Origin of the sequence: Enterobacter cloacae complex sp. S1 (assembly GCF_014930525.1) — a bacterium.
Taxonomy (GTDB): domain Bacteria; phylum Pseudomonadota; class Gammaproteobacteria; order Enterobacterales; family Enterobacteriaceae; genus Enterobacter; species Enterobacter hormaechei_C.
Genome location: NZ_JADBRE010000026.1, coordinates 19,737 through 35,287, shown reverse-complemented (window position 1 = coordinate 35,287; position 15,551 = coordinate 19,737). Strand labels below are relative to the sequence as shown.

At 56.4% G+C, this 15,551-nt stretch carries 13 protein-coding genes; 4 read left to right on the top strand and 9 right to left on the bottom strand.

Annotation, left to right across the window (positions count from 1 at the left end; all coding sequences use genetic code 11):
- A partial coding sequence (gene plsB / locus IM290_RS17125) for a glycerol-3-phosphate 1-O-acyltransferase PlsB (RefSeq protein WP_227009305.1) occupies positions 1-2,088 on the top strand: 2,088 nt, incomplete at its 5' end.
- 92 nt (positions 2,089-2,180) lie between these two features.
- On the opposite strand, the gene ubiA is transcribed toward plsB, so the two are convergent.
- From ubiA to malK, 5 genes are all read right to left on the bottom strand, one after another.
- On the bottom strand, positions 2,181-3,047 hold the full coding sequence (ubiA, locus tag IM290_RS17120) for a 4-hydroxybenzoate octaprenyltransferase (protein WP_015570176.1): 867 nt from the start codon (positions 3,045-3,047) through the stop codon (positions 2,181-2,183).
- 12 nt (positions 3,048-3,059) lie between these two features.
- Complete coding sequence (gene ubiC / locus IM290_RS17115) at positions 3,060-3,557, bottom strand: chorismate lyase (RefSeq protein ID WP_015570175.1); 498 nt, start codon at positions 3,555-3,557, stop codon at positions 3,060-3,062.
- Positions 3,558-3,729: 172 nt separating this feature from the next.
- The gene (gene malM, locus IM290_RS17110; protein ID WP_193042111.1) at positions 3,730-4,668 is read right to left on the bottom strand and encodes a maltose operon protein MalM; all 939 of its coding nucleotides are present in this window, start codon (positions 4,666-4,668) and stop codon (positions 3,730-3,732) included.
- 114 nt (positions 4,669-4,782) lie between these two features.
- Positions 4,783-6,093 carry a maltoporin gene (locus IM290_RS17105; protein WP_026080558.1) on the bottom strand — a complete coding sequence of 437 codons (1,311 nt, stop codon included), beginning with the start codon at positions 6,091-6,093 and terminating at the stop codon, positions 4,783-4,785.
- A gap of 42 nt (positions 6,094-6,135) precedes the next feature.
- Positions 6,136-7,245, bottom strand: coding sequence for a maltose/maltodextrin ABC transporter ATP-binding protein MalK (gene malK / locus IM290_RS17100; RefSeq protein WP_193042112.1), 1,110 nt, complete (start codon positions 7,243-7,245; stop codon positions 6,136-6,138).
- A gap of 371 nt (positions 7,246-7,616) precedes the next feature.
- Here malK and malE point away from each other — a divergent pair, with 371 nt between their 5' ends.
- The 3 genes from malE (at position 7,617) to malG (ending at position 11,382) form a co-directional block, all read left to right on the top strand.
- On the top strand, positions 7,617-8,807 hold the full coding sequence (gene malE / locus IM290_RS17095; protein ID WP_017382618.1) for a maltose/maltodextrin ABC transporter substrate-binding protein MalE: 1,191 nt from the start codon (positions 7,617-7,619) through the stop codon (positions 8,805-8,807).
- Between the two features lie 125 nt (positions 8,808-8,932).
- A complete protein-coding gene (gene malF / locus IM290_RS17090) occupies positions 8,933-10,477 on the top strand; it encodes a maltose ABC transporter permease MalF (protein WP_193042113.1) in 1,545 nt (514 codons plus the stop codon).
- 14 nt (positions 10,478-10,491) lie between these two features.
- Positions 10,492-11,382, top strand: coding sequence for a maltose ABC transporter permease MalG (gene malG / locus IM290_RS17085; protein WP_003860332.1), 891 nt, complete (start codon positions 10,492-10,494; stop codon positions 11,380-11,382).
- Positions 11,383-11,479: 97 nt separating this feature from the next.
- Here malG and psiE read toward each other — a convergent pair whose 3' ends face one another.
- The 4 genes from psiE to IM290_RS17065 form a co-directional block, all read right to left on the bottom strand.
- Positions 11,480-11,890 (bottom strand): phosphate-starvation-inducible protein PsiE, encoded by a 411-nt coding sequence (gene psiE / locus IM290_RS17080; protein WP_000202963.1) that lies wholly within the window; start codon positions 11,888-11,890, stop codon positions 11,480-11,482.
- A gap of 178 nt (positions 11,891-12,068) precedes the next feature.
- On the bottom strand, positions 12,069-14,165 hold the full coding sequence (locus IM290_RS17075) for a YjbH domain-containing protein (RefSeq protein WP_032103673.1): 2,097 nt from the start codon (positions 14,163-14,165) through the stop codon (positions 12,069-12,071).
- Positions 14,165-14,902: a capsule biosynthesis GfcC D2 domain-containing protein gene (locus tag IM290_RS17070; protein ID WP_047734705.1), complete on the bottom strand. Its 738-nt coding sequence runs from the start codon at positions 14,900-14,902 to the stop codon at positions 14,165-14,167. Before IM290_RS17070 ends, IM290_RS17075 begins: the two co-directional genes overlap by 1 nt.
- On the bottom strand, positions 14,899-15,537 hold the full coding sequence (locus tag IM290_RS17065) for a YjbF family lipoprotein (RefSeq protein ID WP_003860339.1): 639 nt from the start codon (positions 15,535-15,537) through the stop codon (positions 14,899-14,901). The genes IM290_RS17070 and IM290_RS17065 overlap by 4 nt, the downstream gene beginning before the upstream one ends.
- Between the last annotated feature and the right edge of the window lie 14 nt (positions 15,538-15,551).

Genomic DNA, 15,551 nt, shown 5'->3' with positions numbered 1-15,551 from the left:
CACCGCAGCAACCCCGATCTGGACGTGCAGATGGTGCCGGTGTCGGTGATGTTTGGCCGTCGTCCGGGGCGCGAAAAAGGGGAAGAGAACCCGCCGCTGCGTATGCTCAACGGCATTCAGAAGTTCTTCGCCGTCTCCTGGCTAGGACGCGACAGCTTTGTCCGCTTCTCACCTTCCGTTTCACTGCGCCGCATGGCGGATGAACACGGCACTGACAAAATCATTGCGCAAAAGCTGGCGCGCGTTGCGCGTATGCACTTTGCACGTCAGCGTCTGGCGGCCGTTGGACCACGTCTCCCGGCACGTCAGGATCTGTTCAACAAGCTGCTGGCTTCCAAAGCGATTGCCCGTGCCGTAGAAGACGAAGCGCGCAGCAAGAAAATTTCGCACGAGAAAGCGCAGCAGAACGCGATAGCGCTGATGGAAGAGATCGCCGCGAATTTCTCCTACGAGATGATTCGCCTCTCTGACCGTATCCTTGGCTTCACGTGGAACCGCCTCTATCAGGGGATTAACGTCCACAACGCCGAGCGCGTACGTCAGTTAGCGCACGACGGCCACGAGATTGTCTATGTGCCCTGCCACCGCAGCCACATGGACTACCTGTTGCTCTCTTACGTGCTCTATCACCAGGGTCTGGTGCCGCCGCATATTGCTGCCGGTATCAACCTGAACTTCTGGCCAGCAGGCCCGATTTTCCGCCGTCTGGGTGCGTTCTTTATTCGTCGTACCTTTAAGGGTAACAAGCTTTACTCCACCGTCTTCAGGGAGTATCTGGGCGAGCTGTTCAGCCGCGGTTATTCCGTGGAGTACTTTGTTGAAGGCGGTCGCTCGCGTACCGGTCGTCTGCTCGATCCGAAGACCGGCACGCTGTCGATGACCATTCAGGCCATGCTGCGTGGCGGTACGCGTCCTATCACGCTGGTGCCTATTTACATCGGTTATGAACACGTGATGGAGGTGGGCACCTACGCGAAAGAGCTGCGCGGTGCAACCAAAGAGAAAGAGAGTCTGCCGCAGATGCTGCGTGGGCTGAGTAAACTGCGCAACCTCGGCCAGGGCTACGTGAACTTTGGCGAGCCCCTGCCGCTGATGACATATCTGAACCATCATGTTCCGGAGTGGCGCGAGTCTATCGATCCTATCGAAGCGGTACGTCCGGCCTGGCTGACGCCAACGGTCAACGGCATTGCATCCGAGCTGATGGTACGCATCAACAATGCTGGTGCGGCAAACGCCATGAACCTGTGTTGTACTGCGCTTCTGGCCTCCCGCCAGCGTTCACTGACCCGTGAGCAGCTGACCGAGCAGATTGACTGCTACCTGGATATCATGCGCAACGTGCCGTATTCCGTTGATTCGACCGTGCCGTCTGCCACCGCCAGCGAGCTGATCGATCACGCGTTGCAGATGAACAAATTCGAAGTCGAGAAAGATACGATTGGTGACATCATCATTCTGCCGCGCGAGCAGGCCGTGCTGATGACCTACTACCGCAATAACATCACGCACATGCTGATGCTGCCGTCGCTGATGGCGGCCATTATTACCCAGCACCGCCGTATTTCGCGTCAGGAGCTGCTGCGCCATATTCAGGCCATCTACCCAATGCTTAAAGCGGAGCTGTTCCTGCGCTGGAGTAAGGATGAACTGGCGGCAGAGCTCGATAAAATGACGGCAGAGATGCATCGGCAGGGGCTGATTACCATCAGTGATGACGAACTGCATATCAATCCGTCACGTTCTCGTACCTTGCAGCTTCTGGCTTCCGGTGCGCGTGAGACGTTGCAGCGCTACGCCATTACCTTCTGGTTGCTGAGTGCAAATCCGTCCATCAACCGCGGTACGCTGGAAAAAGAGAGCCGGACGCTGGCCCAGCGCCTTTCCGTTCTGCATGGCATTAACGCCCCGGAATTCTTCGACAAAGCGGTATTCAGCTCCCTGGTGCTGACGCTGCGCGACGAAGGGTACATTAGCGATACGGGCGATGCCGAGCCGGAAGAGACGATGAAGGTTTACCAGATGTTGGCAGAGCTGATTACCGCGGATGTGCGTTTGACGATTGAGAGTTCGACGCAGGGCGAGTGATGCTAAAGCCGGGTGGCGCTAACGCTTACCCGGCCTACATGTTCCGCTAAATCGTAGGCCGGGTAAGGCGAAGCCGCCACCCGGCTTTTTTATCACCAGTAACTCATCGCCAGGCCCAGAAACAGCACCAGCCCGACGTAGTTATTATTCAGAAACGCTTTAAAGCAGGCTTCACGCTCGCGCTTCGCGATCAGCTTCTGCTGATACGCAAACAGCAGCCCCGCCACCAGTACGGACCAGTAAAACTCCCAGTTCAGCCCGTTCAGGCGACCAATCGCCACCATCAGCGCCAGCACCGCCACCTGCAATATGCCGATGATAAGTTTGTCGTGACGACCAAACAGGATCGCCGTCGATTTGATGCCAATCTTGAGATCGTCATCGCGATCGACCATCGCGTATTGGGTATCGTACGCAACGGCCCAGAGAATATTCGCCAGGAACATCAGCCAGCAGCTGAGCGGAACGGACTCGCTGACCGCGGCAAACGCCATGGGAATCGACCAGCCAAATGCCGCACCCAATACCACCTGCGGCAGATGGGTGTATCGCTTCATGAACGGGTAAACCCAGGCCAGCGCCAGAGCAGCAACGGACAGCAGAATGGTCATGGTGTTAAGGGTTAACACCAGCATAAAAGAGAGAAGCACCAGCACCACAAACAGAATGCGCGCCTCTTTCCCGGTCACCTGACCGCTCGGCAGAGGACGATTCGCGGTGCGCTTAACATGTCCATCAAATTTCCGGTCAGCATAGTCGTTAACCACACAGCCCGCAGCGCGCATCAGCCAGACGCCCGCCACAAACACCGCCAGGATCCACAGCGGCGGCACGCCCGGCGTGGCAACCCACAGCGCCCATAAGGTCGGCCACAGCAGCAGCAGCGCGCCAATGGGTTTATCAGTACGCATCAGGCGGTGATAGGCCAGCAGCTTATTCTGCGTCAGACTCCACTCCATTTTTTCTCCCTCTTAGTACAACGGCGATGCAGGCAAAAAAAGTTCCGTCAGTATTAACGGCTTGCCACTCAAACGAAGGCGGGAACGGCGCCCCCACAAATCGGCATCGCAACCAATTTCAATAAAATCACGGGTCAGTTCAGACGAGGTGAACAGATAGCGCCCCAGGGGCGTTTTGCCGAGGCGTTGCAATGCCAGCTCCGGCCCGGAAAGTGTAGACTCAGGAACCACCGTCCGCCCGGCAAGCCACGGCTCGCCATCGGCACACAGTAAAATTTCACGCAGCCAGTAGCGTTCTTCTTGCGGCAGCAGCGGCAGCTCGCTGGCAATCTCCGCAGGCGAGACAAACCCTTCCTGAATCATCGTCACCGTGACCGTTTTACCCTGTTGCTCAAAACGTTTTGTCATGGAATCTTCCAGCAGCAGCCAGTCCAGTTGCTCCGGGTCAAGCGCGGGTATTTGGTCGAAATAGCGTAGCGCACGCAGCTGCGTTAGCGCGGGGTGTGACATGCCAGACTCTCCGATACATAACGTAAAGGCATTGTATCGCAGATTGGCAAAATGAGGACGGACAAACCAAATTTAGCGATCACTATCGCAACAATGGTGCAACTTAGCCAAAAAAAGTGCGCCCGTGAAGGCGCACTAAACGACTAACAAAATCAGCACTGTGGGGAGACGGTTACCCCTTGCCTTTTACACTGCTGATAAAGGTGGAACGGGCAGTGGTTGAACCTAAACGCTCAGCTTCATCAAGCAGTTTCAGCGCTTTATCGACATCGCCGTTTTTAACCGCCTGCTTGATGGCGTTGTTAAAGTAAGTTTCAGTATCGTTAAGCACGGGCTCGGCTTTTTTCGCCGGGGCCGGGGCTGCGGCTGGCGCGGCGGCTGGCGCGGCGTACACAGGCGCGGCAGTATTACCCACCGTTACCGGACCCGGGCCAGATGAGCCAAACAGCGGGCCTACGAGTACGCTGGAGGCGCTGTTGGTGGAGACTTTCAGCTTGATCAGACCATCGGTGGTATGACGGGCAAGCGGGTCCGGAATATCCGGGACAGAGTTCCCCGTGCCTTTCGCATAGGCTTTTGCCGGGTCAACAAGCTTCGTTGTCTGTTGCAGATCTTTTTCAGTCGTGAACACCAGGACATAAATCTTCTGCTGACCCAGGGCTGGCGTCAGGCGCATAACGCCTTCCAGCCGATCGGCACTCATGACGCCAGGCTCCTGATAGCTGAAATAGTCGCTTGGGAAGAACGCGGATGGCGTCATGTTCTGATCGAGGATCAGCACGTTAGGCGCGAAGACGCTGGTCTGTTTATTGACTTCACTGGTCAATGTCAGGGTCAGCTCGCCGATATTTGCCGGCACGCTGAAAGCCGCAACCGGACCGCTGATACCCGGCACGTTCAGTGACTGGCCACCCGCTGAAAGCTGGGTAGTTTGTGTTTTCGATTGATCAACTGGCGTCCATGTTAGCTGCTGGAGCGCCGCCGCCGGGATAGCCGGCGCAGCGCTGGTATTTTGTGGTACGAAATTCACGTCTGCAAAGGTGACCGCAGGCGCACAGGCCAACAGCCCCGCAGAGAAGCACAGCGCGACGAGACTTTTCTTCATTTTCATTGTTATTACCTCTGATAGCGTGAGCACTGCGGTGGCCAGGCAATAGCGCGCAGCACCCTAAGGAGAGAGGGGCTTGCGCCCCTCTTTTCAGGTCATTACGTCAGGCTTGACGAATTACCACCAGATTTCCATCTGGGCGCCGAAGGTCCACTCATCGTTGTCGCCACGGCTGAAGGTTTTCGCGGAGGTGTCGCTATACGCTACGCCAGAGGTGTAACCTGCACCTGAGTCGTTGTTTGCATAGCCCCATTTCTCATCCCACTTCGCGTAGGTTGCGAAGACACGGATAGCCGGACGGGACCAGATGCTGTCGCCTGCCTGCCATTGCTGTGCCAGGGTGATTTTGTACTGGCTGTTTTTGTCGTCAGTTTTCTGAGATTTGACGTTGTCGTAGCCCACTTCCAGCAAGGTGCTCATGATCGGCGTCCATTTGAACATTGGACGAACACCCACGGTCCACCACTCGGTACCGTTGTTGTTGTCACGATCGATGTTCTGGTACATACCAACGTACATCAGGTCCCAACGGTCTGCCAGGGTGATTGCACCGTGGTCCAGCACGCGCCACATAGAGCCGTCGTTATCGATGCTGCCGCCCTGTGGAATACCTTTACCGTTAGAGGTCATGGAATCCGTACCGTATTGCAGCACGAACTTGTTGAAGCCTTTCATCATGCTCTGGGTGTGTTCAGCGGTGAACAGCCAGCCATCTTTAGAGGCGCCAGGTTGCAGGTAGTAGTCGTCAGGAATGTTGGTATGACCGTAGTCAACGCCCAGCTCCAGCGTACCGCCCGGGTTGGTTTCCAGACCGGCTAAACGGACGTCGAAGACATCGTTTGGTACCACGTTGTCATAAATACGGTCGCCGTTCGCATCACGATCGGCGAAGGTTGCAGAACCGCCGGACTCAGAAGAACGGGTCGCTGCCAGAGAGAGTTTACCAAAGCCCAGATCGATGTTTTCAATACCGGCACCAGGCCCAGAGATATCCCAGTAGTAGAAGTCGATCATGTGTACGTCATGACGCTGATAGAAGCGTTTACCGGCCCAGATGGTAGAGCCTGGCAGCCATTCAATCAGGTTTTTACCCTGCACGTTAGCTTCACGGAAGGCCGGGCTGGTGGATTCCCAGTCATTCTGTTGAGAAACGGAGTACGCTACGTTGGTGTCGAAATAGAAGCTCTTGTCGCCTTCTTTCCACACTTCCTGGCCCAGTTTCAGTTCGGCGTAGGTTTCACATTCGTTACCGAGACGGTATTTACTTTGTGCGCCTGTTGCCTGGAAACATTGTTGTTCACCGCCACTTCCGGTCCAGCCAATGCCGGAACGAGCATAACCTTTAAAGTCTACGGCGCCCGCCTGGGCAGACAGGATGCCTGCCGCAATGGCGACAGCCAGAGGGACTTTGCGCAGAGTAATCATTATTCTATCTCCTGAGATCATTGCTTTTCTTTGTAATTGGAATGCTTAAACGCCTGGCTCTTTGTGCAACCGACGACATGCAGTGCCATCCTCACGGAACAGATGGCAGCGCTCTGGCGGCAAACCGATAGCGAATGTGGCACCCTCTTCTACCAACACCACGTCATTCTGGCGGTAGACCAGGTTCTGACGGATGGCGGGGATCTGGATATGAATCTGTGTTTCGTGACCAAGCTGTTCGACGACCTGAACTTCACCTTCCAGCGTCACATCAGCGATGTGGCTCGGCAGTAAATGCTCAGGGCGGATACCGAGGGACATGTTGGCCCCCACCTGTACGTTAGCGCTGTCGACCGGCAGCCAGACTTGCTGACGGTTTGGCAGCTCCACCTGTACCTGTTCGATTGCCGTCGCGGTCACTTTTACGGGCAGGAAGTTCATCTTTGGCGAGCCAATGAAGCCCGCAACAAAGCGGTCTGCCGGGTAGTGATACAGCTCCAGCGGTTTGCCCACCTGCGCCACGCGACCGGCGTCCAGCACCACGATTTTGTCGGCCAGCGTCATTGCTTCGACCTGATCGTGGGTGACGTAAATCATCGTGCGTCCAAGGCGTTTGTGCAGACGGGAGACTTCGATACGCATCTGGACGCGCAGGGCGGCATCCAGGTTAGAAAGCGGTTCATCGAGCAGGAACACGCGCGGCTCGGCCACCAGCGTACGGCCGATCGCCACACGCTGACGCTGACCACCGGAGAGCGCCTTCGGTTTACGCTCCAGCAGATGTGCCAGCTGGAGCACTTCCGCCACCTGGGTGACGCGCTGGTTAATGGTCTCTTTTTTCGCGCCGGCCAGCTTCAGGCCAAAGGACATGTTCTCGGCAACGGAAAGATGCGGATAAAGGGCATAAGACTGGAACACCATGCCCACGCCGCGTTCAGCTGGCGGGATGTCGTTCATTCGGGTATCACCAATAAATAAATCGCCACTGGTGATGGTTTCAAGACCGGCAATCATACGCAGCAGAGTCGATTTACCACAGCCTGATGGACCCACGAACACCACAAACTCACCTTCGTGGATGTCCAGATTGATGTCTTTTGACACCACTACGTCGCCCCAGGCTTTCGTTACATTACGCAGCTGTACGCTCGCCATGCCCTTCTCCCTTCGTTACAACCTGTCACCGACAGAAACATTCAAGATAAGTTCACTATGCGTGTTCCATTACTTTCGTGAATCCTCCACCCCCCGGCTTTTTTATGGGGGAGGAGGCGGGAGGATGAGAGAGCAGGCTCTGCGACCGCAGCGGAGGGGCTGAGGCGAAAATCGTGAAGCGGCCTGCAAAATTCAGTGGGTTTTTATGTGCGCCAGCACTCATAACTTAAATTTATGTTACAGGGATCACACAAACAGGGGGTGGGGCGTAGGGACTGGGAGGATGGAAAGAGGATGTCAAATAAGGAGACTGAGTCACGTTGAACCACCTTATGTATCCACGAGCACATCACCAATAAAGGATGGCAGATATGAAGATCAAGACTGGCGCACGCGTTTTCGCATTGTCCGCCCTCGCAGCAATGATGATTTCCGCACCGGCTCTCGCCAAAATTGAAGAAGGTAAGCTGGTTATCTGGATTAACGGCGACAAGGGCTATAACGGTCTGGCCGAAGTGGGCAAAAAATTCGAGAAAGACACCGGTATCAAAGTCACCGTAGAACACCCGGACAAACTGGAAGAGAAGTTCCCGCAGGTTGCGGCAACTGGCGATGGTCCGGACATTATCTTCTGGGCGCATGACCGTTTCGGGGGCTACGCGCAGTCTGGCCTGCTGGCAGAAGTTACGCCAGACAAAGCCTTCCAGGACAAACTGTTCCCGTTCACCTGGGATGCCGTTCGCTATAACGGCAAGCTGATCGCTTACCCAATCGCGGTTGAAGCGCTGTCTCTGATTTACAACAAAGACCTGGTGCCAAACCCGCCGAAGACCTGGGAAGAGATCCCTGCTCTGGATAAAGAGCTGAAGGCGAAAGGTAAATCCGCCCTGATGTTCAACCTGCAAGAGCCGTACTTCACCTGGCCGCTGATTGCTGCCGACGGCGGTTACGCGTTCAAGTTTGAAAACGGCAAATATGACGTGAAAGACGTGGGCGTGGACAACGCAGGTGCGAAAGCGGGTCTGACCTTCCTGGTTGACCTCATCAAGAACAAACACATGAATGCGGATACCGACTACTCCATCGCGGAAGCGGCGTTCAACAAAGGCGAAACCGCGATGACCATCAATGGTCCGTGGGCCTGGACCAACATCGACAAGAGCAAAATCAACTACGGCGTGACCCTGCTGCCAACCTTCAACGGCAAGCCGTCTAAACCGTTCGTGGGCGTGCTGAGCGCAGGCATCAACGCCGCCAGCCCGAACAAAGAGCTGGCGAAAGAATTCCTCGAAAACTACCTGCTGACCGATCAGGGTCTGGATGAAGTGAACAAGGACAAGCCGCTGGGCGCCGTTGCGCTGAAATCCTTCCAGGATCAGCTGGCGAAAGATCCGCGTATTGCGGCCACCATGGATAACGCCCAGAAAGGCGAAATCATGCCGAACATCCCACAGATGGCTGCGTTCTGGTACGCCACCCGTACCGCGGTCATCAACGCTGCAAGCGGTCGCCAGACTGTCGATGCCGCACTGAAAGATGCTCAGGGCCGTATTACTAAGTAATGCCGTAGTCCCCTCTCCCTCTGGGAGAGGGTTAGGGTGAGGGTTGTCGCTATCCGCACGCCCTCACCCCGGCCCTCTCCCCCAGGAGAGGGAGAAAAGATCAAACGTTGTAGAGGAAGAACCCCATGGATGTCATTAAAAAGAAACACTGGTGGCAAAGCGACGCACTGAAGTGGTCAGTGATAGGTCTGCTGTGTCTGCTGGTGGGTTACCTTGTTGTTTTAATGTACGTGCAAGGGGAATACCTGTTTGCCATCATGACGCTGATTTTAAGCTCGGTTGGCCTGTATATTTTCGCCAACCGTAAAGCGTACGCCTGGCGCTATGTCTACCCGGGCGTTGCCGGGATGGGGCTGTTTGTCCTCTTTCCGCTGATCTGCACCATCGCGATTGCCTTTACCAACTACAGCAGCACCAACCAGCTCGCGCAGGAGCGTGCCACCCAGGTGCTTCTGGATCGTTCTTACCAGGCGGGTAAAACCTTTAACTTCGGCCTGTATCCCACGGGTGACGAGTGGAAGTTAGCGCTCACTGACGGTGAGAGCGGCAAAACCTATCTTTCCGACGCGTTCAAATTTGGCGGCGAGCAGAAGCTGGCCTTAAAAGAGGCTGCGGCCCTGCCGGAAGGTGAACGTGCGAACCTGCGTATCATTACCCAGAATCGTCAGGCGCTGATCCAGCTCACCGCCGTGCTGCCAGACGAAAGCAAAGTGACCATGAGCTCGCTGCGCCAGTTCTCCGGCACGCAGCCGCTTTATACTCTGGCGGATGACGGCACGCTGACCAATAACCAGAGCGGCGTGAAATACCGTCCGAACAACGATATCGGTTTCTATCAGTCGGTGAATGCCGACGGCAGCTGGGGCGACGACAAACTCAGCCCGGGCTATACCGTCACCATCGGCTGGGACAACTTCACCCGCGTATTTACCGACGAAGGCATCCAGAAACCGTTCTTCGCCATCTTCGTCTGGACGGTGGTCTTCTCGGTGCTGACCGTGATCCTGACCGTGGCCGTAGGCATGGTGCTGGCCTGCCTCGTGCAGTGGGAGTCCCTGAAAGGCAAAGCGATTTACCGCGTGCTGCTGATTCTGCCCTACGCCGTGCCGTCGTTTATCTCGATTCTGATTTTCAAAGGGCTGTTTAACCAGAGCTTCGGTGAAATCAACATGATGCTGAGCGCGCTGTTCGGCATCAAACCGGCCTGGTTCAGCGACCCGACCACCGCTCGCTCGATGATTATCATCGTGAACACCTGGCTCGGTTATCCGTACATGATGATCCTGTGCATGGGGCTGCTGAAGGCTATCCCGGACGACCTGTACGAAGCCTCGGCGATGGACGGCGCGGGTCCGTTCCAGAACTTCTTCAAAATTACCCTGCCGCTGCTCATTAAGCCGCTGACGCCGCTGATGATCGCCAGCTTCGCCTTTAACTTTAACAACTTTGTGCTGATTCAGCTGTTGACCAACGGTGGCCCGGACCGTCTCGGCACCACCACGCCGGCAGGCTATACCGACCTGCTCGTGAGCTACACCTACCGCATCGCCTTCGAGGGCGGCGGCGGTCAGGACTTCGGCCTGGCGGCGGCGATTGCCACCCTGATCTTCCTGCTGGTGGGCGCCCTGGCGATTGTGAACCTGAAAGCCACACGTATGAAATTTGACTAAGGAGGGCACTGAACATGGCAATGGTACAACCCAAATCTCAGAAACTGCGCCTCCTCGCGACGCACTTAGGCCTGCTGATTTTCATCGCAGCGATCATGTTCCCGCTGCTGATGGTTATCGCCATCTCCCTGCGTTCGGGGAACTTCGCCACCGGGAGCCTGATCCCGGACGAAATCTCCTGGGAGCACTGGAAGCTCGCGCTGGGCTTCAGCGTGGAACATGCGGATGGCCGCGTCACGCCGCCGCCGTTCCCGGTGCTGCTGTGGCTATGGAACTCGGTGAAGGTGGCGACCATCACTGCGATCGGCATCGTGACGCTCTCCACCACCTGCGCTTACGCCTTCGCCCGTATGCGTTTCCCGGGCAAAGCGACGCTGCTGAAAGGGATGCTGATTTTCCAGATGTTCCCGGCCGTACTGTCGCTGGTGGCGTTGTATGCCCTGTTTGACCGTCTTGGGCAGTACGTGCCGTTCATCGGCCTGAACACTCACGGCGGCGTGATCTTCGCCTATCTTGGTGGCATCGCCCTTCATGTGTGGACTATCAAGGGCTATTTCGAAACCATCGACGGCTCGCTGGAAGAAGCGGCGGCGCTGGATGGCGCAACCCCGTGGCAGGCGTTCCGTCTGGTGCTGCTGCCGCTGTCGGTACCGATTCTGGCGGTGGTGTTTATCCTGTCGTTTATCGCGGCGATCACCGAAGTCCCGGTCGCCTCACTGTTACTGCGCGATGTGAACAGCTACACCCTTGCCGTCGGTATGCAGCAGTACCTCAACCCGCAAAACTACCTGTGGGGCGACTTTGCCGCGGCGGCCGTCCTCTCTGCCATCCCGATTACCGTGGTGTTCCTGCTGGCCCAGCGCTGGCTGGTTAACGGCCTGACGGCGGGCGGTGTGAAAGGTTAAGTTTCATTTGTTATGCCACTGCAACCCTCAACGTTAGACGTATTGTATTGAACCAACTTGTGACTGTTATTCGGCGGCCTCCGGGCCGCCATTTTTTTTATTCGCGTTTCAGCCGCTTCGAGTTGCACAGCCAGAGGGTGATCACCAGCAGCAGGATCGCCGCCGAGTAGATCAGCACGTCGAGCGGGGATTTATGATCGACGATGATCAGCCGCACAATGGCGGTGATGCCAATGTAGACAAAATAGCGCAGCGGGAAGTGAAAGCCGGACTGAAAGTACTTCACAATCAGGGCGATAAATTCAAAGTAGAGAAAGTAGACCACCAGGCCTTCCACCAGCGCGTATTTGCTGGTTTGCTCAGGGGCGAACAGCACATCCGCCAGATGCACCGTCTCTTTACCCAGAAAAACGACCAGGATCAGGCCAAGGCTCAGCAGACCGAGGTTCAGCACGGTCTGGAGTATCGTTGAGATAAACTCAACGCGCGGACGCGTCAGGGATGTCATACAGCACCTCATTCTCCAGGGCGAGGTTCCTGTATAACGCAAAAATGTGACGGGGATCTATATTTTTTGTTTATGTTTTGTCCAGATGAACATTCTTGCCGGGCGGCACTGCGTTTGCCCGGCCTACAAAAACACTCTCGTAGGCCCGGTAAGCGCAGCGCCACCGGGCAAATAAGCATCAGCGGAAGTTAATGTTTTTATCGCTGGTCATATCATACAGCTGGAATTTACGTCCAAGCTGCTGACCGCCGTCGCGCGTCAGCGGCGTCCAGCCCACTGCCGCACGGCTGCGGGTTGGGCCTGATGAGAACAGATCCAGCGGGATCGATACGTATACGCCTTTGGTGAAGTCCCCTTCCCCGTACTCGTCTGGCGAAACGTTGGTGATGGTGGCATAGCCGCCCACCACCACGCCGCTGTCGAAGTGTTTCGAGATATCCAGCGTGCCGCCCTTATCGCCCGCCAGATACTGGCCGACGCTGGCTTTCACCAGCACGTCCTGCGCGAATGACGGCGTCCAGTAGGCGGTCAGATGGCCGGTTTTGACGCTGTAGTCGGTGAACTTCATCATGTCCTGCGCGCTGCGCCAGTCACGCTGTTTCACGTAGTTAGCATCAATCCCAAACGCCCAGTTGCTGTCGACAGGACGATAAAGCACTTCTGCCCCGGCGCCGCCGAACATGGTTTCCAGATAGCCACCGTAAACCTGGCCGTAGAAGCCGTTGCCGAAGTACTGGAAGTAGTTGGCCTGGAGGTTATTCACGTAGATATCGTTCTGCACATATTCGCGAACGCGGGTACGCACGCGCGGCAGTTTTGAATCGTTCGGCGGGTTGGTGTAGTTAAATTTGTCGTAGTTGTTAGCAATGTTGCCGAACAGACTACCGGTGGTCAACAGGTGGTCGGTCACCCACAGATCCGCCGTCGCCATCGCCCCCAGCTGATACATGTAGAAGTTTTCCGGCCCACCCACGGACTGGTTCAGCACCGGATCGATATGGAAATCGAAGCGGGATTTATCGATATACCAGCCCTGCTCGGTGCTCTCTGGCACCACCGGCTCAACGCGTTTTTGTACCAGCTCGGTTTCATGTCCCAGCGGTTCGCCTTCAAGATGACGCTTAAGGCTGGCAACATCGGTTTCGGTTGTGACCTGCGGCAGGTTGAGGCGGTTCTCCGTCACGCGGATCGTGCGGATCCCCTCCGGCAGATCGTTCATGACGATCCGGTTGGCGCGCTCGATCCCTTCGCGGGAGTCGCGGTATTTTACCTGCTCGCCGGTGACGTACAGCGTATCGCCTTTGGTCTGGATCTTTGGATCCGCCAGGCCCGCGTTATATTTCAGCAGCGTCAGCTGGTTCGCTACCACGGAGTGCTGAATGATCGCATCCTGCGGCTCCGGCTGATATTTTGGCCGCGGGTTGTCATTGTAGTGCGGCCGCATGTCGTTAAAGTTAGTGCGCAGGGTAAAGCCAAACATCAGGGTATTACCGCGCTCATAGCTGAGGTTAACGTCGGCCCAGTCGGTGACGCGGTAAATAGCGCCGACGTTAAACTTGCTCTTTTGCTCAATTTTCCCGGCGAAGTCCTGCGAGTAGTCGTTTCCTTCGTACTCCAGCTTCAGACGTAATGGCTGCCACGGTGTTTGATACTCCACGCCACCAAACAGCGAGGCCGGGCCGTGGAACATCTGGTCCCCGTTGATGGAGCCCGCTTTCTGGTAGCTGTTATCGCGGTAGCAGTATTTATCGCTGTAGGTACAGAACGGATTTTTGACGTTGCCGCTGGTACCCAGATAGCCCCAGCCAAGACCAAGCGAGAAATCAAACGGTCCCCAGGCTTTGCTGGCCACGATGTATTCCGCGTCAAACAGGCCGGTCCCGCCGATATCCTTCGCACCAACGGAGACCTGCGGCATCCAGTAGCTCTCTTCCCACAGGCGCAGCTTCACGTCGAAAGCTTTGTCTTTATAAGTCTGGTCGCCGGAGAAGGCATCCACGCTGCTGTACTGTTTTGTACGGACGTCGGTGTAGCGCAGCGTGGTCTCCAGCCAGGGGAACAGCTGCACGGACGCAGAGTAGTAACGGTACTGATCGTTATCGCGATAGTTAAGGCTGATTTCCCCCTCGCGGGCCATACGCGCGGTTGGGGTTTGCAGTAAGCCCACGCCGCCAAAATCAGACTGCGATGGGCCGATGGGTGCCGGATACGTTTCTGCATGACAGGCGGCACTCACGCACAGTGCAAGCATGCTGTAGAGATAGGTTTTTTTCATTATTCCGGTATCCGCTGTATCAGGGAGCGAAGGATATCGGCATTAAGCCCGTCATACGCTTTCGTCCAGAAATGGTCGGCAAAACCGACAAAAATGATGCTGCCTGGCATAGGTTCGATATGGCGTTTATTCCAGTAAGCCACCGGCGCTTTCTGCGTATGCCCGTCCGGATAGACCACCCAGGCATAGCTGTTATCCGCTCCGCTGAGCAGACTTTGCTCGTCGAGATAGCTCGCCACGTCCCGGCCCGGCGTAAACGGCTTTTTGCCAGGGCTGCTGAGAAGCCCCATCACGGTGACGGTGGAAGGCTGAGCCGGAAGCCACAGGGTATAGTCCCCTTCCAGCGACGGATTGCCGTTTTCCACGACACGCACCTCATCCGGATCGAGATTCACCTTCTGGCGACCCGTCACCTTAACCGCCTGAAGCTGCTGACGCAGGCTAGTAATGGCCGCGGCATCGTCGGCATCTTCCTGTTGTGCCAGCCCGCTCAGTCGGGCGAGCAGCGCCTGATGTTTTTGTTCCGCTACAAGCGTCGCCTGACGCTCGCTGATCACCGCCCCGGTCCACCAGCTTTTCGCCAGCCTCGGCTGCCCCACCAGATCGAGCAGATGCCCGGCATTGGTTAAGGTTTTAGGTTTTTCGCTGTCCGGGGTGTAGACCTGTACCGTTCCCGCAGACCACGCCAGCGGCGAGGTCAGGCTGGCGAGAAGCGCAATGTGGATGAACATTTTCATGATTTCGCCGCCTTGATCAGGGTGGTCTTCACCGGGAAGAAACCGGCACCGAGATACTGTAAGGACTGGCGGATTTGCCCCTCTTCGTCCACCCAGAAGCGGTTATGCCAGGTGGCCTGATCGGTTGTCACTTCTTCATCCAGCACGCGCACCTGCGTTTCGTCGCTGCCCACTTTGACACTGTCCGTACCGTCCCAGCGGAAGGTGGAGCGGGCTGTGGCGTAGCGCACCTGTTTATGCTCGGTCCAGCCCATCGTGCGCGTCCAGCTTGCGCCATCGACGATCTGATTCGGCTTGATGAGCGGATCTTCAGCCAGGTTGTTCACCTCAAGCAGGTTGTCGCCGCCGAGCAACGTTTTCACGATGCGGGAATGCTGTGTCACGATGGTGGCCTGATCCTGCGTCACCCATTTCTGCTGCCCGTTTTCATCGAAAGCGAGCACCACAAACAGTTGCGGACCATCGTTTAGCTGCATGTACTGGCTGGCATACGGCATGTTCTGAAGTTCGTCATCGGTCAGATGCACGCCCGGCGTGCCGAACATGCTGTCCCACAGTGAGTGGCCCAGCCCTTTGGTGGTAGCTGAGCACGCCTGCAACAGCAGGCAAATCAGGATGATTGCAGGTCGCTTCACGACTCTTCTCCGAA

Bases quoted from the DNA above. Each gene is read 5' to 3' on its own strand.
- ubiA (WP_015570176.1), bottom strand. From the start codon at position 3,047: ATGGAGTGGAGTCTGACGCAGAATAAGCTGCTGGCCTATCACCGCCTG.
- ubiC (WP_015570175.1), bottom strand. From the start codon at position 3,557: ATGTCACACCCCGCGCTAACGCAGCTGCGTGCGCTACGCTATTTCGAC.
- malM (WP_193042111.1), bottom strand. From the start codon at position 4,668: ATGAAAATGAAGAAAAGTCTCGTCGCGCTGTGCTTCTCTGCGGGGCTG.
- malK (WP_193042112.1), bottom strand. From the start codon at position 7,245: ATGGCGAGCGTACAGCTGCGTAATGTAACGAAAGCCTGGGGCGACGTA.
- malE (WP_017382618.1), top strand. From the start codon at position 7,617: ATGAAGATCAAGACTGGCGCACGCGTTTTCGCATTGTCCGCCCTCGCA.
- malF (WP_193042113.1), top strand. From the start codon at position 8,933: ATGGATGTCATTAAAAAGAAACACTGGTGGCAAAGCGACGCACTGAAG.
- malG (WP_003860332.1), top strand. From the start codon at position 10,492: ATGGCAATGGTACAACCCAAATCTCAGAAACTGCGCCTCCTCGCGACG.
- psiE (WP_000202963.1), bottom strand. From the start codon at position 11,890: ATGACATCCCTGACGCGTCCGCGCGTTGAGTTTATCTCAACGATACTC.
- IM290_RS17075 (WP_032103673.1), bottom strand. From the start codon at position 14,165: ATGAAAAAAACCTATCTCTACAGCATGCTTGCACTGTGCGTGAGTGCC.
- IM290_RS17070 (WP_047734705.1), bottom strand. From the start codon at position 14,902: ATGAAAATGTTCATCCACATTGCGCTTCTCGCCAGCCTGACCTCGCCG.